A 20,345-nucleotide genomic window follows, 5' to 3' on the forward strand; every position below is an offset into this window, starting at 1 on the left:
TATTTTTATTATTTTATGACTTTATTCTTTCCACTCAAATAGCTTTGATCGCTCCATAAATAATCCCACTCACCGAAACGACCGATAAGGTCAATCCGTTGATTAGCAAGATATTCTTTAATCTTATCCCTATCTTTTTCCATATCCTGCAAAAATATTACATTTCCACGAGGCAATATTCGATAATCCACAAATTGAATATCATCTTCATTGCAAATCTTCATTTTCTTTAGTGCATATAGTGTATTTTCAATTACTTTTTCTTTATCAACAATATCATCAGGATGATGATATATCTCAAATTGCAAGGAGCTACTACCCATTGGGGCGTTATCATTTGATTTAATGCTAGGGCTATTTACCCGAGCTGACATAATATCTTCATCATAAATATAAAACCAAAGATGTTTTGGAATATTAGGCTTATTAAAGCCAATGGATACCAAACTAATTTTACTAGCTTTTAGCTTTTCTGCCTTATATTGTATTTCAGAAGGTGCATTTTCTATAATTTCAATTAATTCAGGTAATGGTATTGAACTGACCAATTTATCATATCCATATATTGTCCTATCAGAAAATTGGACTACTTTCCCTTTTAAATCAATCTTAACCGCTTTTTTGTTATATTCAATAGCTGCACCAGTGATTAGAGGCTTTAAAAAACTTTCATACCCTCCATTACCAGAAGGATAGCGCATCTCTTTGGCATAATAATCATTACCTGTATTCGGCGAGAAAGCGCCAAATAATATTTTCTCAATATCCGGAACATTTAAACGGGATCCTATCCATGTTGTAGACAGGTCCTTGGGCTCAACAGTCCAATATTTTTTTGTATACACATAGTAAAACCGCTTAGCAATTTCCTCCCCATAGGAAGCTTCAAGCCAATCTTTATAATCCTGTATGTACTCGAATTTCTTACGCTCTATAAATGACTTGATATATGCAGTTTTATCAGAAGCATCTAATGGATACATATTATTTATTAAAGGGTGTTTCACCCAATAACCATTGTAAAAATTAAAGGCTAATGGTTCATGTCTATTATAGACGGTTTTATCAAAAAATATTCTAGCATCATTATTCGTAGTAAACGACAGATGAACCGCTGAATCAAAAGTAAGTCCTTGTATCTTAAAACTATGGCATAATCCGCCAGGAAATGATTCTGCCTCAAAAATCACGGTTTTTTCGTTCTTATTGCGTTTTTCATTGGCATAAGCCAACCCCGCAATCCCAGCACCTAAAATCAAATTATCAATTTGCATTTACATTCCCTTTACTCATATATCTAGCTAAATTGTTTTCGCAACCCTTGCTCCAGATTTAAACTTGGACTCCAATCTAATTTTTTCAAACTATCCATCGGCGCAATCGATTTCATTATATCTAGATCGCGATATTGTTTTGCACCCCATAATATATTTGCTTTTTTCCCATTAATGTGTTCAATTAATACTGCAAGCTCTCGAATACTAGTACCTATACCAGTTCCCAGGTGATAATCGGTCGAATCTGTTAATTTATTTAAATTTTCTATGCAGTAAACATAAAAATTGACAACATCATAAATATGAATAAAATCAAGAATCTGCTCTCCTTTTGTCATTTCAATAGGAACAATGCTATCTAAAGAATCAATAATATAATCAATAACTTTCTTTGTTTTGGACACTCCACCATAAATTGTATACGGTATTATATTTATTGTTTTAAACCCTATTAAATTTTTGAAATATTTTATTATATATCTTGTAGCACATTTACTTGCCGAATAATAGTAAGCCGGATTTAAATCTCCGTCATTCAAATAATATTCCGCAAATGTTCCAGTATTAATAAAATATCTTAGTGATGTATTCTTTAAGCTTTCGAGTAATATTGATGTGAATAAAATATTACTATCTATAATATTTTTTATTGAATAAACGTCATCATTTTTAATCATACTTGATGCAAGATGGACAACAATTTCAGGGGCAAATAGTTCTATCTCTCTCTTGAATCTATCAAAATTATCATCTGCCAAGATTTGAATATTTCTACCAATATCATCTGAAACATTTCTAACAGCAACCTTAATGTTGTGCTTTGATAATTTGGGCAGAAGGGTTGAACCAACGAATCCAGTTGCTCCGGTTATGAGTATTCTCATGATAGCTTGACACCTTGAAATTCGTTGCCTATAAAAAATTGGGCTTTATCTTTGTCTGATACTATGGTAATAGGTATTGGCCATTCTATATTAATCTTTGGATCGTCAAACCTGACCGCATCTTCATTGCTCTTGGAATAAAATGCTGTTGACATATACACCATTTCGATATTATCGTCAAGCGATTGAAAACCATGTGCACATCCCTCTGGGATGACTAGGGCTTTCATGTTGTCGGCTGATAAAGTTTCCCCATGCCATTGCAAAAATGTAAAAGAATCTTTCCTAAGATCAACTGCAACATCAAAAATGCTACCCTTTACACAACGTACAATTTTCATCTCTGCATGAGGGGGATACTGAAAATGCATACCGCGTATAGTACCTTTTGTCTTTGTCATGGAGTGATTGAGTTGTTTTATAATAATATTAGTACGAACGGATTCTAGTTCTTTTTGGCAAAAAATACGATTAAAAAAACCTCTTTCGTCTCGAAATGGTTCCGATATGATGATTTTTACACCATCAATCTTGGTATTTTCAAAAATCATTACTCTTCTCCAAAATAATTCTGTATCTGCCCATTAACACACGCGAGCCGTGCCGAATCCGTATCTGCCCAGGCAAATACAACTACTTTCTCTATCGCTGTTTTGATATCCCACGATTGCCTCCACCCCAATACGGTCTTTGCCTTTGAGCAGTCAAGCTTCAAGAAGTTTGCCTCATGGGGGCCGTTGTCATGTTGCTCAACCCAGGAAGCTCCCTGCCCCCATACATCGCAGAACAATGCCGCTAGTTCCCCGGTGGTGACACAGCTTACATCATCGGGTCCAAAGTTATATGAACCTTCAAGGGATTTGTCCTGATACTGTTGTTCCGCCAGCAGAAGATATCCTGAAAGGCACTCCAACACATGTTGATATGGCCTGATTGAATATGGATTCCGTAATACGATTTCTTTCCCCGCTTGGACTGCCCGGATACAATCAGGGATGATTCGGTCCTCAGCATAATCCCCACCGCCGATCACATTCCCCGAACGGGCTGTAGATACCGCCGGGGCATCTTCATAGTGGAAAAAGGCATTACGATAACTATGCGTTACTAATTCGCTACAGGATTTACTGTTTGAATAAGGATCATACCCACAAAGATTTTCGTTTTCCCGGTATCCCCAAAACCATTCTTTGTTCTCGTAGACTTTGTCGGTGGTTATGTTGACAAGCGAACGAATTCCCGGCGTTAGCCGCAGTGCCTCAAGGATATTCACCGTCCCCATCACATTGGTTTCGTACGTTGCCGCCGGTTCACGATAGGACAGCCGCACCAGCGGTTGAGCTGCAAGATGAAAAACAATATCAGGCTTTGCATCCTGAACCGCCTTTATCAGAGTGTTTCGGTTACGGATATCGCTAATAATTGAACGAATATTGCTAGCTATTTTTGCTTGAACAAAAAGGGACGGCTCTGTCGGCGGCTCCAACGCGTAACCGGTTACTTCCGCTCCCGTCTGGAGTAAAATACGGCATAGCCAAGCTCCCTTAAATCCTGTATGCCCAGTGATAAAGACTTTCTTTCCTTTATAGAATGAAAGCCTATTCACGCCAAACCTTCCAAGGAGCATTCCCAGTTTCCCATAAGGCTTGTAATTCTATTTTATCCCGAAGGGTATCCATCGGTTTCCAGAAGCCACTGTGTTTATAGGATTGAAGTTGACCTTCCCGCGCCAGATTTTCCAGCGGTTTTCGTTCAAAGACAGTCGCATCTTCTTCGGTGATATACTCAAATACTTCCGGTTGAAGCACGAAGAATCCACCGTTTACCCAGGAGCCGTCCCCATGGGGTTTCTCAATAAAAGACAGTATCCGGTCATCTTCGGCTATTTCTAGTGCGCCGAATTTCCCCGTCGGCAATACCGCCGTTAAAGTCGCAAGCCTGCGATTTTTTTTGTGATATTCCAGCAGTTCAGCAATGTTGATATTCGCCACTCCATCGCCATAAGTCAGCATGAATGGCTCACTGCCTATGTATTTCTGAATTCGTTTGATCCGTCCGCCGGTCATCGTTTCATAGCCCGTATCAACCAAAGTAATCTTCCAGGGTTCTGACATGGAATTATGATATTCGATTTTGTTATCCGCTAAATCTATGGTAATATCCGCTGAATGCATATAATAATGATAAAAATAATCCTTGATGTAGTACGATTTATACCCGCAGCATACGATAAACTCATTAAAACCATAATGGGAATAGATTTTCATGATATGCCAGAGGATAGGTTTTCCGCCGATTTCGACCATGGGTTTGGGACGGAGTTCTGTTTCTTCGGAAAGCCGGGTTCCATATCCACCGGCCAAGATGACTACTTTCATGTTTTGAATCGTTCCTATTATTTTTCTGAAAAAGGGTATCTTTTTTCCCTATTGCTTGTTTTTAAATAAAGTTGACATTACACGCTATCCGGGTATCCGACTGCCGTCATAGGCCATTGATAGCCATATCAAGCCAGGTTGTTCTCTGGGCAAGCCATGTCTTTAAGTAATCTATCTCTCCTCGATAGCTTCCAGTAACAACAACATTAGGATACACATTCATACCTAAAATATCCCATTTTTTAAAATTTTGATCTTGGGCTCTCTCTAAGAATCTTACAGACTCATCTATGTGTTGTTGTAATGTAACAATTTCACTTTTTTTGGCATTCCAATGTTCCTTAACCCGGGAAACAAAATAAGGATCCTCAAATAACCTTGAAACCCATATCGAATACTGTATATAAAACCCTACTGCATACTCACCTGGTTCTCCGACAAAGTTGCCTAATGCGACATCAAAATCCCATATGGGTCCCATACAATATTTTTCCCTATCAGAATCGTAATACATAAAAGTACTAAGCCAAAAAGTTGCATCGTTATTTTTAGTAATCTCATTAACAAGATACCAATCTACAAATGAATCAATATCTAAATACTTTCTATACCCTTCGTCAGGATCTCTAAAATTATTAGAATAAAGTATATCCTCAACGTGCTGCACATCTGTCCGTATTTTCTCAAATATCGTTCGTGTATCCCCATTAATTAATTCTTTTAGATTTTCGTCAGGGTCTGAACAAGTAAACATTACGCCTTTTGTTGTAGTAAAATTAAAAACCTCCCCCAGCCTTGCATCAATTTCTAATATATATCCCCTTTCGGGATTTTCTTTCGTTATTTCGCTTACATTAACTCTGTTGGCATCTATCTTTATGGCCTCAACAAGTTGATACAGCCCCTGATACTCATCGTTCACATACAACTGAATATGTCGAAACCGGGGAGTCCAGCGCAATCCATCTTCAAAAATTTTTCCCATTGTTAATGCCACATCGTTGCGAAGTAAAGTTTTGTCCACATAATTAGCCAGTAAATTCCACCGTTTGTGTTCTGGCATTCCTAATAGCGTCGTTTTTTTTGAGCATTTTAATGCATATGCTTTCTTCGGCCAATCTAGCCACGTTGAATTTCCCCGTCCCTTAATATCCGTATTGCCTGCCATCATTCCGTTATTATCAAACAATTCATACGACGCCCCTTCAACCCAAATATCTCTTGAGTCTATCGGCCTACCACTCGTATCAATTGACATCACCGGAATATCGCTGACAATAAGTTTAAGATTATAAGTCTTTACCGCTTCCGTACCGGTCTTTTCATCTACAGCAATTACCGTTATCGCCATAGTGTTTTCTCCAAAGTTCAGGACAAACCTATTGTCTGAATAGGGAACAATGTTATACACCGCGTCCTCGGCATATAACGAGGAACCGGTTATTGTAACACGGGGGGATTGATCTACCACAAATACGGTATAGTCCGTTATAGCGGCGTCAAAACCGCTCAGAACTTCTGTTCCTTTGCTGTTACGGATACTTAAGCTTTTTAGATCCGCGCTGATGGGTATAAATTCTACATTTACCGCTATATTTCCCGCTGGCATGGTAAGAGTATAAATGTTACGATTTTCACTGTCGCGGGTAATGTCGGCTTCTTTCCCGTTCCCATAGGTAGCTTTGGGAGAATCAATTTTAAGCCGGTACCCCGCAGCCGCGTCAACGGTCAGGGTCACCGGGGTTGCTTCGACTGCTTCGGCCATATTGGCGCTAACCGTTCCATGACTGTCAATACTACTTATTGTGGTAATCGTGAATACTTTAGCTGCCAAGGCAATTTGTTCATCCCCGGTAATCCTTAAAACACGTTTTTCCGCTTTACTGATAAGCCTTGTATTATCTTTCCACAGGGTTATCTGAAAATAAACGATTTCGTAGGAAGCGGGGATTCTCATACTCCACTTGTTATCACTCCCGGTAGTTTCACTTCCTTCTATCAGATTAAGGCAAGCTGCATCACTATACGCTAATACTGTTTCTGCATGGTATCCATTGGGACTGCTTATATTCACCGTTCCGGCAAGATAGATACCCGCAGCAAAATCACTTTCAGTAAATACTGCATCCAGAGGGGTTTCCATATTTGAGTAAATATGGGCGATTTCAGTCCTGCCCGCATTTATGCGGCCATTGTCTAACAGAATAGTGACCAGATAATACCCGGCAGGATAGTCAAGACTACCGGAATTTTCTGCAAGAAGATTGATACTGCGGGGAAGCGCGCTCCCCATGATCGCGGTAATTTTCAGAATCGCCTCTGTAGTTTCACCGGGAAACTGTACAGAATAACGGAATGTTCCTTTAGCCGACCCCATTGGGTTATCCAGGATAATGACCACCTCATATTCATTGCCTGCTTCTACGGTTAGACGCCGACTACCCTGCGCCGTTTCATAGTCCTCGCCGTTCACCGTTACGAAGCCCTTGGCACTTATGATCCAGTCCCCCGGTTCAAGCGAAACAGTTTCACTGGGGCCTGATAGATCCGGCAGGGTGATGGCTTCACCGTTCCGGGTAAAGGTATACTCGTATTTTGAAAATGCAGTTTGAGGGAGCAAAGTCCGTTCCCCACTGCCGGCAACAGTTACACTAACCATGCCCTTCCCGAGCACTTGCGGCACTTCGGGTGACGAAAGCAGGGACCCAGAACAGGCTGCGAAGAGTATGCACAGAGTCAGGGTAAAAAATATTTGCCGGGCTGCTTTCTTCATTCTATAGGATGATCTTTCCACCACACAGCGAAATAATCGTATTAACAAATGCTTTGAGTTCCGGGCATTGACTTACCGCTAGGGTCAGATCGTTCTCCCGGAGAATCCGTCCTGCGTCACGCGGTTTGATATAACTGTCTCTGCACTTTCCCTTTTCAAATATCTCTTTTATGCGTTGAGCCGGCGGCTTGCCATGATTAACCTTCTCTGGTTCTCCACCAGGTGGGCCCATATTATGGCCTGCCAATTTCTGGATAGTCGGCCAATATGGCAATAGCCAAGCCTCAAAATCATGCTGCGCGGCGTGGGGATGAAAACGCGGCTCAAGGCCTACCCAAGAATTCATTTTTTTCTTTGCGTCAGCCGCATCAAGAAAATCAGGTGGGGTACTCCCCGTATACACATCTGTCAGCGCCAACACATGATCAACAGCGGTTTTACCAGCAAGAAGATTTCCCACAACACGCTTAAGTTTATCATTTGTCGGTATCCGTCCATCATAGGGAACGGTATCAAGTTTTGGCATTGAACCTGGAATATGAACTTCAAGAAATCTTCTTAAATGGGGTATAAAAACCTTTTCGGTTTTGCCCTCGACGATAATGGCAATTTTCACGAACGCCCTCTCATCCGTCCCATGCTCCATATTTCATCCAAACTATAATCGGCAAGCCATCTGTCCAAATCAAGCGAATCGGCCCGGGCAGCCGTGGTGCAGCCGGATTCATCAATATCCATCACAACCACTTCTTCGGGTTTCAAAAACCGGATAAACCTGTCGGAATGGGTTGTGACTATTAACTGGGTCCGCTTTGATGCTTCCCTCATAAGTTCAGAAAGAATATTTAACAGTTCCGGGTGCAAACTTACTTCAGGCTCATCAATCATAGTTACGGCTGATAAATCGGAACTTTGAAGCAGGGCTACCATCCAAATAAAACGAAGTGTGCCTTCAGATAATTCATGCATATAAATGGGCTTGTTGAAATTCCTATCTTTCCAGGTGATCGTGAGCATCCCTGCAGCGGCCGGCGGAAAGTTTAAATCCTCAAAATCCGGAAACACTGCTCTTATGGAATCGGTAATTATATCAAATTTGTCTCTTTCGCTCTCCCGCAGGTAATATAGATATGGCGCGAGATCTCCGCCGTCAGCACCCGGCCCTGTTGCCGGCTTCATGGACTGTGGAAGTTTTATCGGCGCACGGGGACCAACATCAAGAACATGGTATTGCGAAGCGGTCGCCAAAATTCGCCGCAGTTCTTCCGATTGCCGGAACATCTTCGGCACCTGTGAAAGTGAAGTTTCCAGGTAGTTATGCTCCCAATCAACAGATACAAGTCCCTTTTTCTCCACTTCATAGTAACGGATATCGTTATCTCTTGAATCAATATACCTGAAAGGATCGGGATGATTTGGATGCTGCTGCGAAAGAATTTCTCTGTTTATTGAGTAACCTGTTCCTTTCGGGACAGTGTGAAACATATATTCCAGGGGATCGTAACCGGGTACATCCATAGCGAGTTGAAACGCTATTTCATCACTTTTGCCACGGGTTAACAGATTTGCTATTCCGCCGAATTGTGACAGCGCATTATTTAATTTACCTGCGGCTGAAGCTGACAAGGTTGTAAAAGCGTCAAGAAAAGATGTTTTTCCTACACCATTCGCGCCAATAAGTACCATAAAAGGCTGCATCTGCATTTCTAAATTATATAACCGGCGAAAACCGCTTATTTTAAAATGGTTAATTTTATGCAACTTCACTTCCTCAATGGTATTTTCATTCTTTATTTATTCGTGTACCGGATTCCAAGGGCCATAAACAGTATTCTTCGGACGATACAAAACCAAATCAGCGTTGCTAATACCGCTTGCCCGGTAATCTATTGATACAAAGTCGAACGTATTATTATCGGTATCAGTCAAATTCTTCCGCCGCGCCGCCTTCTGTTTGGAGATAATTCCAGGGGCAGCGGTTTCATAGCCGTCAATTACATCGCCGTCTGAGGCTGTATTTATCGCGCCAATCATATCGACATAGCCAGTTGCTTTATTACCACTGCCATCAATGTCAAAAGGATTTGCTACGGTTAGCAAGGAGGTACTCTGCACCAGGCAGACCTTGAAATTGTGGTTATCAATAACTAAATCTGTCAATTCCAGATCAGCGTCACCATTAGGTAAAACCAGCCGGGCGCCGGTGTTCTGCACTTTACCCAGAATCAGGAAAGAGGCTTTTGAGGGAATACTCCTTCCCGTCAAATCAATTTTTGTCCAGTTTGTTCCACCATCGCTATATTGCAGGGAATATTCGGAAAGGTCTATCGCATTATCAGTATTATTATATAATTCGATAAACGAACGTGAGACTGCACCGCTGCCATCGCCATACACCTGCAAAATCAGCAGCTTCCCTTCAGGTTCGGGCACTTGATAGACGGGGTTCCATGGGCCATATTCGGTATTTTTCGGGCTGTAGAATTCCGCTTCCACATTCAATGTACCGCTGGCTCGATAATCTATACCCTCAAAATCTGCCTTGTTGTCATTTGTATCGGTTAGATTTTTCCGTCTCGCCGCCTTCTGCTTGGAAATTATTGAAGGAGCATTGGTTTCATAGCCGTCTATAGTATCGTCGTTACTATTTTTTACGCCCAATAAATCAATATATCCGGGTACTTTGATCCCACCGCCTATATCAAAAGGATTTGCAACAGTCAGGGGCGCTGTGTTCCCTATAAGTGCAATCTTGAAATTCCGGTTATCAAAGGCCATACCTTCCCATTCAAGATCAGCCTTATCAGATAAATCCAGCCTGGCGCTCTTGTTTTTCTTCTCTCCTAAAACTAAAAATGATGCTTTTGCCTTTATGGTTCCGGCTAAGTCCAACACTTGCCAGGCTGTTGCTCCTTCGCCGTACTGCAGTGATGAACCGTCCAGGCTTATATCCGAATCGGTGGTATTATACAATTCAACAAATGAGTGGGAGACCGCTCCATCAGTGGCGATACCGGTTCCATAGGCTTGCAGGATCAGTACTCTTCCTTCAAGGTCAATAAAGCTGAGGTTAATATCATCATTCCCTGCAATGGATACAGACCGGGACTCTGCCGCACTGTAAAGGATGGTCGTTCCGTCTGCATCCGCCAGTTCCACCCTAAAATAAAGGGTATCGTAAAATGGATCGGCGGGGATTTTCATATTCCACCCATTATCACTCCCCGTAGTTTCACTATCATCTATAAGGGTAAGACACGCCGCATCGCTGTACGCGCGTACATAAATTGAATCAAATGCGGCGGGAACATTGATATGTACCGTTCCGGCAAGATATATTTGCGCGGTAAAATCATCCACAGTATATGCTTCAACTATTTTGGTTTCCATTTTTGGGTAAATATGCACAACTTCGGTTTTGCCTGTGCACAAAACGCCCTTATCCAAGATGATTGTCATAAGATAATACCCGGCAGCAAATTCGGTCGTTACCGGAATATTGTTCGCCGGAGTAAAGTTCCGTGGTGTACCGTCAGTATCGGTCAGCGATTTCATGGTGAGCTGCGCAGTAATGCCGGTTGGAAAGGTCAATTCATATGTAAACCGTCCATTACCGGTTCCTGCAGGGGTATTCAATATTATGGCGACCGGATACTCGACACCAGCCTCCACAGCTACTGTTTTACTTCCCTGGACCGCTTCATATTCAATACTATCAACCTTTACAAAACCCCTGGCGGTTATCGTCCAGGTCCCCGGCTCAAGGTCAATCCCCTGTCCGGCGCTATACGATTCTGTAAAAGCGCTTTTTCCTTCCGCTGTAAAAGTAAGTTCATATTTTGAAAACAACGGCTGCGGCAGCAGAGTCCGTGCCTCGCCATCCGCAGAAATCGTGGGCAGTACCCTGCCCTTTGCGGCTTCTACCGGTACGGAATTATCCAAAATGCCTGAACAACCAATCAACATCCACAAATTCAGAATTATACTAACACCGATAAAACTGAAGGGTATTTTTCGATAATTTTTCATTTTATAGCTCCCTATTCCTGAACTTCAAAGGTAAACAGCTTTGAATAAGGAACTATTCCCCGGTACACCACAACAGTTATGGTATGATCTTCCTTAAGAGGATACTCCGCCGACCGTATTGTTATACTATTGGCAGGATTGGCATTTTTCTTTATTCCGTTGATATACCACTCAACAATCGTATAATTTGCATCATCGACAAACAAGGTCAGGTCTTTGGGTATAGAATCCTTTCCGCTTCTGGACAATACCGGCTTTGTCCCAACAAACCCTGTAACAAGAATATCCTGATCCTGGGGGCCTGTTATGGTTATGCCAGCCTGTCCTTTAACAATAACCGTGACGGTATAGTTTTGTGTCGTTCCATCTTCTGCGGTTAACGTATACTCAACGGGATTGGTAAAGTTTTGTTCGGTTCCCGATAAGGGCAGGAGCGAAGCCCCGGCAGAAATTGACACAATAGGCGTTAAATGAGCCGCGTCTATTCCGTATGAAACTATCACCCCTACGGTTTTGTCCACATCATTTATGACCCCATCATTTTCACCGATTTTAAAAGCAGTCATTGCTTTTTCATTACTTTTGGGATTCACCGGATCTGTGCATCCTAACAGGCTAAAGACAATGCAAACAACCGCTAATGCAATTGTTAATTTAATGGAATGGTTCATATTACCTCCGTAAATTGTTCACAAACAGTGCCGATTCCTGCTTTGCCGCGATCCTGTTACTACCGTTACCGGAAATCAGCCACGCGTCTATCAGATAACTCAAATGGCATGCTATCCCCTGTACCAGTGAAGTGCTATTTTGCTATTCAGCGTACCTTGCACAATACGCAAGAACGTTTTGTGTAACTAAAAAAAGGCGGGGCGCTGCATTCAAAACCAATGAAAAAACTTGGAAATATCTTCGGTTTCATATTCATGGACTATTTCATTCCGCAGCTCCTTTAGCTCTCTTAATTCAGAAACTGAACCGATAATTCCCCGCTTTTCGGGGGTATAGGTCACTGTGCTTATAAAGGACAGGGCCTTGGGGGGCATACTCCGTATCTTAAGGGCAATGTCCCTTAATCTGCCCATTGTCCAATACACGCTCAACAATATACGGAGCATACTTTCCATATCCAGGTCTGCGGGATCGATATCCCAAAAAAAGATAGCTTGAAAATGGGAGATTAATCATTATTCCCCGCCGCTCATCATCTCATATACAACCCGATCTATATCAGCGCAAAATGTCTGCCAGGAAGGTTTGCTAATCCAATTAACTTGCTCAAATTCGCTTTCGGGCATGCCTTTAAGAATATCACAAATAACCGGTATTTCAAGACCGCCTACTTTTTCCCTGGCTTCGCGAATTATTTCAATCCAATTGACTGATTCATGCAGTGCAATTTCACGTATATCTGCTATATCTTTAGCGGCGAAACGGAAAAGGGCACCCAACTTATTGGATAGCATATTACGAACGGAATCGATCCTGTCAAAAAGATCCATCTCAATTATATTCCCAAAGTGAGGGACTGTATCATTAACAAAATCAAGTTTTAATTCAGCATCCGATTTTTTCCATCGTACCTTAAGGGTAGCAAATGCTTTGTCTTTTAAAAAACCTGTCTCAGTATCCCAGAAGAAACCATTCTCAGCGAGTCTGCCAAGAATAAGCTTATATTGCTCATCATATTCATCATCATTATTTACAAAAAAATCAAGATCATCCGAATATCGATGCTTATAGTAGGCTCTGCTGAGAGCCGTACCACCCGTAAGGAAAAATCGTGTTCCGCAGTTCCTTACAGTGTTCAGCACTCCATCCTGTAACGGATACAGGTTCTCTTCGTAATACTGCGATTGCGAAATCATAACGCCACCTTATGCTTTGAGGCCAAATGCGCTTGGCCAAATCCGGGGTATACAGTTTCTTTATCCTGTCTACCCCCCATAATGCAACAATAATATGCCAGCTGGTTCTTTGAAGGCAGCGAAGAAACAGGAAATCCTGATCAAAGGGGCCAACTTTTTCTTTTTCCCCTGCAACCACCGCAAGCATATCCTCCGGGGAAACCTGATAATCCCAATTGAGAGAACGCATCAGCTTTATTTTTTCTTCATGGGTTAACTGCACAGTTTACAGAAGTCTTTTTATGTGTAATTACTCGACATATCGAGTAATTACACATAAGCAGCTTGACAAACTCGATATATCGAGTATAATTGTTTTATGGACAATACTTTTTGCATTAGCCGGGATGATTTCATCAAAAAAATTCGGCCTTTCATCGGAAAAAACATCGTCAAAATACTCTCCGGGATACGCAGATGCGGCAAATCCGTGATGCTCAGGCTTATTCAGCAGGAATTACTGGTCAATGGAGTCGAAAACGCCAATATCCTGGCCATGAACTTTGACACCTTCGAAGACAACACAAGCCAATCCCCGGAGGCCCTGTACGCAATCATTAAGCAAAAAGCTCAGGCGGCAAAAGGGAAGGTGTATGTCTTCCTGGATGAAATACAGGTGCTCCCGGGCTGGGAAAAACTGGTCAATTCCTGTTTTACCGAATTGAACGCCGATATATATGTGTCTGGCTCCAATTCGCAGATGCTCTCGCCTGAATACGCGACATACCTCGGCGGCAGATATGTCATGTTCACTGTTTATCCCTTTAGTTTTAAAGAAGCCGTCTCCGCATTCAAGCTCTATGGAAAAAACCTTGCCCCAAAGGAAGCTTTTGCCCATTACCTTGTTTATGGCGGTATGCCCTTTATCTATCAGTTGAATTTCGATGATTTTTCCATCAGGCAGTATCTGCGCGACATTGCAGATTCAATACTGTTAAAGGACATCACAGCCCGCTACAACATCCGCGATGTTGAACTGCTAAAACGCATTATCCTTTTTTTGTTTTCCAATATTGGCAATATGTTTTCCACCGTTTCTATTCAAAATTATCTGAAGCGCGATAAAAGGAACCTATCCTGGGAAACAATCCACAACTACATTGATCACTGCAAAACTGCCTGTCTCCTGCTCCCTGTTAAGCAGGAAAGCATATCGGGGAAACAGCTGTTAAAAGCAGCCGAAAAGATATACATAACCGACCATGGCCTGCGGGAAGCGATTTACGGAAACAACCGGAACGATATTAGCCAGGTACTGGAAAATATCGTTTATCTTGAGCTTTTGCGAAACGATTACAACGTTACCGTAGGAAAAGCCGGCCTTAACGAAATTGATTTTATCGCCCGCAAAAACAACGAAACGGTCTACATTCAGGTTGCGTACCTGCTGGCCTCTCCGGAAACAATTGAACGGGAATTTTCCGTCTATGCCAGGGTCACGGACAATTTCCCAAAATATGTGCTTTCCCTGGACGAATTCGATATGAGCCGAAACGGCATTAAGCATATCAACATCGTAGATTTTTTAACTTCTGGGCAGGGGGTGTATATCTGACCTACCGCCCTTCCAATGCCAATTCCCGCAATAACGACAAAAGGTGTTCCCACCAGAACGCGCCGGTTAATTCTTTGGTAAACGCCTGAGGGGCAAGAAAACGGCGCATCTCGGTTAAAAAGGCTTGCTGCCCGTCTTTTATTTCTTCCAAACGCTGGTTATATTTCAACAAAAATACCGGAACCGATATTTTTCGGTCGGCAAGTTTTTTTTCGAGCAAATCCCCGGACAGCAAAATATTCCGGCTGGATAGCCAGAAAATATCCCATAAATCACGGTTCTTTATCCTGTTCAGTCTTAAGGCAAGGGCGATTATTTTATCTGCCAATATTTCAGGGAGGCTTTCGGCATACAAAATCATGCCTGAAGTTCCCGAATCAATCTGATAGTGATTCCTGAGCATTGCCGGTTTGGGCTCATGACTGGGAAGCATGCATATATCAATATTGATTCTTTGGGCCGGAAAGTCAGGACGTTCGGGCCGGGTAATTATTTTGATTTTCCAGGTATCGGTATTTCCGGTCTCCTTTTCCGGCTCAGAAACCGAGACCGGTAAATCATATTTTTTTTGCAATGCTTCTTTTATAAGAAGCCCAAGCCCTGTCAAGTCCTGCTTTTTAAATCCAAAGCCACCTGAAAAATCCAGGTCTTCGCTTAAGCGTTCCGATCCATAACAGCTCCGCAGGCAGGTGCCGCCCATAAAGGTTAATCCCTTAAGGTATCCGGCCTTGTTCATCTCCCGCAGTATATCGTGGTGAAGAATCTCCTTTTCTACTACCGGACGCAGGGCAATATAGGAAGCGTCAGCTTCCAGAGCTGCCTCTATGGTTTTTTCAAACAGGTTCATTCAGAAACAGCTCCCCAATCGACGAGGTCCAGGGATCGCTTCGCCGCCCTCATATCTTCCAGGGCCAGATCTGCCGACGCCCGCCACAACCGGTACCGGGGGTCATAAAAAAGACGGGAACTTACACCGTCAAATGACTTTTTCGTATGAATAAACTCTATAGATCCCTGCTTTCCACAGTGAATAATACCGGATCGGCCGCCGGTCATCAGGGTAATCCAGCCCAAGGGTATTTGCGAAATTATCCCCGCTTCGCTCAGGACGCTTTCCAGGCTCAAATAGCAGAAGGTATCTTCCCGCAGCCGGGAAGCGGCATGGTATAGTTCAAAGCCCCTGGGATGCCCTGCCTTGGGGTAAACATACATTCCCCGGCAAATCCGCTGGAGAAGCTCTGCCTTTACCGCCCTCCCCAATAGTACCCGGAGAGCTTCCTCGCTCATGCCCGGAAACAAGGGATAAAAATCGCTCACCGAAAAAAGATAATGCTCCCCGTCCGCCAGGGTTTCCAGGGTTTTCCTTAATTTTTGTATAGCCTGCATACTGGTATACAAAACATATCAAATACTGTTATGTTTTGTCAACCGCTTACCAGATTGGTTACTGAATTACCTTCCAAAAGCCGCTTCTTGTTGAACTGACACGCTCAATCAATCCCTTTCTTGGGGGTAGCGCAGTAGACCACAGCGAAGCCCGAAGGGCTGAGCGAGGACTACGGAGCGCAGGGGGGCCGGGCGATGGATGCGGCTATACCCCGGGCATGCCTGGAAAACAGGCCCCCTTATTTTGGTGCTATTGGAATACTCTACCGCCCCTCGTAGTTCTGCTTCACCCAGTTCTTGTAGCCGCCGCTTAAAATGCCCTTGATCCATCCGTTGTTTGCAAGATACCAGTCCACGGTACGCTCAAGGCCCTGGCCAAAAGTGGCGGCTTGCTTCCAGCCGAGTTCGGCTTTGATTTTGGAACAGTCGATGGCGTAGCGGCGGTCGTGGCCGGGGCGGTCTTTTACGTAATTGATGGTTCCCCGGATCTTGTTTTTGTCGAGGCCGGATTTGTCGGCGGTTATATCGATCAGCGCATCGAGGAGCTTGATGTTCTCCCACTCGTTTTCGCCGCCTATATTGTACTTTTCGCCGGCGCGGCCTTTCTGCATGATGGCCCAGACTGCGCGGTTGTGGTCCTCCACATACACCCAGTCCCGGATGTTCTTTCCGTCGCCGTAAACCGGCAGGGGCTTCCCGTCCAGCATATTGAGGATCATCAGGGGGATAAGTTTCTCGGGGAACTGGTAAGGGCCATAATTGTTGGAACAGTTGGAAAGGGTGACGGGCAGCCCGTAGGTATGGTGATAGGCCATTGCCAGATGATCGCTCGAAGCCTTGCTGGCCGAATAGGGCGACCGGGGGTCGTAGGGGGTGGTCTCGGTGAAATACCCGGTTTCGCCCAGGGACCCGTAAACCTCGTCGGTGCTGATATGGTGGAACAGCGTGTCCTTCCGGGCTTGCCAAAAATTGCGGGCTATGTCCAGCAGGGTAAAAGTGCCCATCACGTTGGTTTTGACAAAAGCCTCGGGGCCCAGGATCGAACGATCCACATGGCTCTCGGCGGCAAAGTGCGCCACTGTGTCTATATCGTACTTTTTGAAAACCGATTCCACAAAGGAGCGGTCGCAGATATCGCCATGCTCAAAAACATAGCGGACACTGCCGGAGCCCGGCCCAAAGCGCGATTCGATATCCGCAAGGCTCGCGGGGTTGCCTGCATAGGTCAGGACATCCAGGTTGACGATACGGCCGGAAAATTCGGGGGTCTTTTCCAGGAGGGTGCGGATAAAATTGCACCCGATAAAGCCCATGCCGCCTGTGACAAGGATGTTCTTTAAGGTGCGCCCGATTTTAAGTACCTCTCCAGGCTGGTTTGCCATTCCGGTATCTCAATGCCCAGGGCGGCCTTTATCTTGCCCTTGTCCAGCACCGAATAGGCAGGTCGGGTCACTTTGGCCGGGAATTCGGCGCTGGCGCAGGGTTTTACTTCGCAGTCCTTGCGTATAAGCCCCAGCTTCCTGCCCTGTCCGTAAATCTCCTGTGCAAAATCGAACCAGGTAATGCTGCCTTCATTGGTGTAATGATAGATGCCATAGGGCAGCGTTTTGCCGATTATATCCACCGCTGTGCTTGCTAAGTCGTATGCCCAGGTGGGGCTGCCCCGCTGATCATTCACCACAGAAACGCTGTCCTTTTCGTTCATCAAACGGAGCATGGTATGGACAAAGTTATTGCCGTGCCTGCCGTAAAGCCATGCGGTACGGATTATATAGGATGCTTCGTTGTTGCTAAGAAGCTTTTCTTCCCCGTCCCGTTTGGTGATCCCGTACACCCCAATCGGGTCTGTGGGATCATCCTCTTTGTAAGGGCGCTCGCCCCTTCCGTCAAACACATAGTCGGTGGAAAAGTGAAGCACCCTGGCGCCGATATTATGGGATGCTTCGGCAATATTGGCAGGGCCGATGGCATTAAGGCGTCGGCAGGCGTCAAGATCGTCTTCGGCTTTATCCACTGCCGTATAGGCTGCGCAATTGATAATCCAGTCAATAGTCTGCCCTGCGGCAGCCTGCTTGCCAACGAACGCGGCAAGCGCATCGGGGTCGGTGATATCCACTTCCCGGTCTGTCCCGATACAGGCCAATCCCCGCTGCGCCAGTACCAGGGAGATCTCGGCGCCAAGCATGCCTTTATTTCCGATAAGCCAGACCATTATCCCCTTTCCTCAGCCCTTCCAGGCAGGAAGCTTCCTGTCTTTTTCAGAAAGCTGGTACTCTACCCCAAGTCGGGGCCAGGCAACGTTGATAGCCGCATCGTTCCAGATAATGCCGTCCTCGTCTTCGGGGTGATAAAAATCGGTGCATTTATAGGCAAAGACCGCAGTATCGCTTAAGACCAGGAAGCCGTGGGCAAAGCCGGGGGCTATGTAGAATTGGTTCTGCCTTTCGCCGCTCAGGATTACGCCGTGCCACTTGCCCCGGCTTGGGGATGCAGGGCGCATGTCTACAGCAACATCGAATACTTCGCCTTCTATCGCGCGGACCAGCTTCCCCTGGGGATGGGTTTTTTGGAAGTGCAGGCCCCGGAGCACCCCTTTTACGGAACGCGATTGGTTGTCCTGGACGAATTTTTCCGCAATCCCTGCGGCTGCAAAATCTTTTTCGGACCAGGCTTCGAAAAAATAACCCCTGCTGTCGCTGAATACTTTGGGCTGAATTTCGTACAGGCCATCGATGGGGCAGGGGCTGAACGCGAAGGGCACTACATGTTCTCCGCGATATACTTCAAGTAGACGCCGTACTCGGTTTTATAGGGAGCGGCCAAATGCAGAAGATCGTCCCGGCTTATCCATTTATTGGCATAGGCTATTTCTTCAATGCACGAAACATACATACCCTGGCGTTTCTGGACAGTCGCGATAAAGTTGCCTGCTTCCAGAAGGCCATCGTAGGTACCGGTATCCAGCCATGCCATGCCCCGCCCCAGGATCTCCACCGAGAGGCGGCCTTGTTCAAGGTAGGCATTGTTCACTGCGGTAATTTCGATCTCGCCCCTGGCTGAAGGCTTAATATTTTTTGCAATGTTCACTACATTGCTGTCATAAAAATAAAGGCCCGGCACTGCGTAATGGGATTTTGGCTGGGCAGGTTTTTCTTCTATAGAAAGGGCCTTGCCCTGGCCGTCAAATTCCACCACTCCGTAGGCGGCAGGATCTTTTACATAATAGCCAAAGATCGATCCGCCCCCCTGGCTTTCTATCTTTTGTTCCGTATTCCGCAAAGTCTGGCTAAAGCCCCTGCCATAGAACACATTGTCCCCCAGCACCAGGGCGCAGGAGCCGCCGCCTATAAAATCTGCCCCCACGATAAAAGCGTCAGCCAGCCCGCGGGGGCTTTCCTGAGCCTTGTATTCAAAATTCATCCCCAGCCATTTGCCATCGCCAAAAAGCTCTTCAAAGAGGGGCAGATCCCGGGGGGTGGAAATAATGAGCACTTCCCGAATCCCCGCCAGCATGAGCACCGACAGGGGGTAGTAGATCATGGGCTTGTCATAAAGGGGGAGTATCTGCTTGGAAACCGCCCTGGTTATGGGGTAGAGCCTTGTGCCTGATCCCCCGGCGAGTATAATGCCTTTCATGCGGTTTTCAGATTCCGTGCTGTCCACATCGCCGCCCCTGCCCCGATCAGGGCGCCCAGGGTGTCGGCCAGCCAGTCCCATACGCTGCTGTCGCGGCCGGGGACAAAGGACTGGTGGTATTCATCGATGCCCCCATAAATCGAAGCAATGGAAGCTATTGCAAGCATAATGAAGATGCCCCGGCGGCGGCAAAGCTCCAGGGGGAACCAGAGGGCGCCGGCAGCAGCCAGGACCGCAAAGGCCAGCATATGCTGGATTTTGTCTATGCCGAAAACACCCTTTATCTGGGGCAGGGTGCTTTGGGACGATAGAAACCAGATGGCAAGGATGACAAGAGGCGCAGGGAGTTTTAAAAGGATAGAGAAAAGCTTGTTTTGGTTCATCATGGTTTTTCTGTTATTTTTGGGCAAACTAATCCCTTTTCCGGAAAACCCGGAAATTGGGGACTGAACCCATTCAAAGAGATAAAAGAACCTGCCGCCGCCGAAACAGGCTGGCAGAATCTGCCCTAAGGCATTAA

At 44.9% G+C, this 20,345-nt stretch carries 20 protein-coding genes; 1 reads left to right on the forward strand and 19 read right to left on the reverse strand.

The features are described 5' to 3' along the window. Positions 1-8: 8 nt before the first annotated feature. From TREAZ_RS13780 to TREAZ_RS13830, 12 genes are all read right to left on the reverse strand, one after another. On the reverse strand, positions 9-1,274 hold the full coding sequence (locus TREAZ_RS13780; RefSeq protein WP_015712493.1) for a protoporphyrinogen/coproporphyrinogen oxidase: 1,266 nt from the start codon (positions 1,272-1,274) through the stop codon (positions 9-11). A gap of 23 nt (positions 1,275-1,297) precedes the next feature. Next, positions 1,298-2,161, reverse strand: a complete 864-nt coding sequence (locus TREAZ_RS13785; RefSeq protein ID WP_015712494.1) for an NAD-dependent epimerase/dehydratase family protein — start codon at positions 2,159-2,161, stop codon at positions 1,298-1,300. Continuing rightward, positions 2,158-2,712 carry a dTDP-4-dehydrorhamnose 3,5-epimerase gene (rfbC, locus tag TREAZ_RS13790; RefSeq protein ID WP_043923114.1) on the reverse strand — a complete coding sequence of 185 codons (555 nt, stop codon included), beginning with the start codon at positions 2,710-2,712 and terminating at the stop codon, positions 2,158-2,160. The genes TREAZ_RS13785 and rfbC (TREAZ_RS13790) overlap by 4 nt, the downstream gene beginning before the upstream one ends. Continuing rightward, the gene (gene rfbG, locus TREAZ_RS13795) at positions 2,712-3,788 is read right to left on the reverse strand and encodes a CDP-glucose 4,6-dehydratase (RefSeq protein WP_015712497.1); all 1,077 of its coding nucleotides are present in this window, start codon (positions 3,786-3,788) and stop codon (positions 2,712-2,714) included. Before rfbG ends, rfbC (TREAZ_RS13790) begins: the two co-directional genes overlap by 1 nt. Continuing rightward, entirely contained in the window at positions 3,760-4,539 is a 780-nt protein-coding gene (gene rfbF / locus TREAZ_RS13800) for a glucose-1-phosphate cytidylyltransferase (RefSeq protein ID WP_015712498.1), read from the reverse strand. The genes rfbG and rfbF overlap by 29 nt, the downstream gene beginning before the upstream one ends. Before the next feature lie 106 nt (positions 4,540-4,645). Further along, positions 4,646-7,312 (reverse strand): CotH kinase family protein, encoded by a 2,667-nt coding sequence (locus tag TREAZ_RS17515; RefSeq protein WP_015712499.1) that lies wholly within the window; start codon positions 7,310-7,312, stop codon positions 4,646-4,648. A gap of 1 nt (position 7,313) precedes the next feature. Beyond that, positions 7,314-7,928, reverse strand: coding sequence for a DUF4276 family protein (locus TREAZ_RS13810; protein WP_015712500.1), 615 nt, complete (start codon positions 7,926-7,928; stop codon positions 7,314-7,316). Continuing rightward, complete coding sequence (locus tag TREAZ_RS13815) at positions 7,925-9,073, reverse strand: AAA family ATPase (RefSeq protein WP_015712501.1); 1,149 nt, start codon at positions 9,071-9,073, stop codon at positions 7,925-7,927. The genes TREAZ_RS13810 and TREAZ_RS13815 overlap by 4 nt, the downstream gene beginning before the upstream one ends. Positions 9,074-9,106: 33 nt before the next feature. Next, positions 9,107-11,341, reverse strand: coding sequence for a lamin tail domain-containing protein (locus tag TREAZ_RS13820; RefSeq protein ID WP_015712502.1), 2,235 nt, complete (start codon positions 11,339-11,341; stop codon positions 9,107-9,109). An 11-nt stretch (positions 11,342-11,352) separates the two neighbouring features. Further along, a complete protein-coding gene (locus tag TREAZ_RS13825; protein ID WP_015712503.1) occupies positions 11,353-12,012 on the reverse strand; it encodes a DUF5018 domain-containing protein in 660 nt (219 codons plus the stop codon). 210 nt (positions 12,013-12,222) lie between these two features. Further along, positions 12,223-12,438, reverse strand: a complete 216-nt coding sequence (locus tag TREAZ_RS18315; protein WP_174269490.1) for a hypothetical protein — start codon at positions 12,436-12,438, stop codon at positions 12,223-12,225. A 90-nt stretch (positions 12,439-12,528) separates the two neighbouring features. After that, complete coding sequence (locus TREAZ_RS13830) at positions 12,529-13,209, reverse strand: nucleotidyl transferase AbiEii/AbiGii toxin family protein (protein ID WP_015712505.1); 681 nt, start codon at positions 13,207-13,209, stop codon at positions 12,529-12,531. Positions 13,210-13,567: 358 nt separating this feature from the next. Between TREAZ_RS13830 and TREAZ_RS13835 the strand changes: the two genes are divergently transcribed. Next, positions 13,568-14,803 carry an ATP-binding protein gene (locus tag TREAZ_RS13835; RefSeq protein WP_015712506.1) on the forward strand — a complete coding sequence of 412 codons (1,236 nt, stop codon included), beginning with the start codon at positions 13,568-13,570 and terminating at the stop codon, positions 14,801-14,803. Position 14,804: 1 nt separating this feature from the next. On the opposite strand, the gene TREAZ_RS13840 is transcribed toward TREAZ_RS13835, so the two are convergent. From TREAZ_RS13840 to TREAZ_RS13870, 7 genes are all read right to left on the reverse strand, one after another. After that, the gene (locus tag TREAZ_RS13840; RefSeq protein WP_015712507.1) at positions 14,805-15,650 is read right to left on the reverse strand and encodes a nucleotidyl transferase AbiEii/AbiGii toxin family protein; all 846 of its coding nucleotides are present in this window, start codon (positions 15,648-15,650) and stop codon (positions 14,805-14,807) included. Beyond that, positions 15,647-16,189, reverse strand: coding sequence for a type IV toxin-antitoxin system AbiEi family antitoxin (abiEi, locus tag TREAZ_RS13845; RefSeq protein ID WP_015712508.1), 543 nt, complete (start codon positions 16,187-16,189; stop codon positions 15,647-15,649). Before abiEi ends, TREAZ_RS13840 begins: the two co-directional genes overlap by 4 nt. Positions 16,190-16,452: 263 nt before the next feature. Then, positions 16,453-17,571 (reverse strand): dTDP-glucose 4,6-dehydratase, encoded by a 1,119-nt coding sequence (gene rfbB, locus TREAZ_RS13850; protein ID WP_015712509.1) that lies wholly within the window; start codon positions 17,569-17,571, stop codon positions 16,453-16,455. Beyond that, positions 17,526-18,401: a dTDP-4-dehydrorhamnose reductase gene (gene rfbD / locus TREAZ_RS13855; protein ID WP_015712510.1), complete on the reverse strand. Its 876-nt coding sequence runs from the start codon at positions 18,399-18,401 to the stop codon at positions 17,526-17,528. Before rfbD ends, rfbB begins: the two co-directional genes overlap by 46 nt. A 12-nt stretch (positions 18,402-18,413) precedes the next feature. Next, a complete protein-coding gene (rfbC, locus tag TREAZ_RS13860) occupies positions 18,414-18,950 on the reverse strand; it encodes a dTDP-4-dehydrorhamnose 3,5-epimerase (protein ID WP_015712511.1) in 537 nt (178 codons plus the stop codon). Further along, a complete protein-coding gene (rfbA, locus tag TREAZ_RS13865; protein WP_015712512.1) occupies positions 18,950-19,825 on the reverse strand; it encodes a glucose-1-phosphate thymidylyltransferase RfbA in 876 nt (291 codons plus the stop codon). Before rfbA ends, rfbC (TREAZ_RS13860) begins: the two co-directional genes overlap by 1 nt. Further along, positions 19,822-20,235: a VanZ family protein gene (locus TREAZ_RS13870; protein WP_015712513.1), complete on the reverse strand. Its 414-nt coding sequence runs from the start codon at positions 20,233-20,235 to the stop codon at positions 19,822-19,824. The genes rfbA and TREAZ_RS13870 overlap by 4 nt, the downstream gene beginning before the upstream one ends. Positions 20,236-20,345: the final 110 nt, after the last annotated feature.

The organism is Leadbettera azotonutricia ZAS-9, assembly GCF_000214355.1.
Taxonomy (GTDB): Bacteria; Spirochaetota; Spirochaetia; order Treponematales; family Breznakiellaceae; genus Leadbettera; species Leadbettera azotonutricia.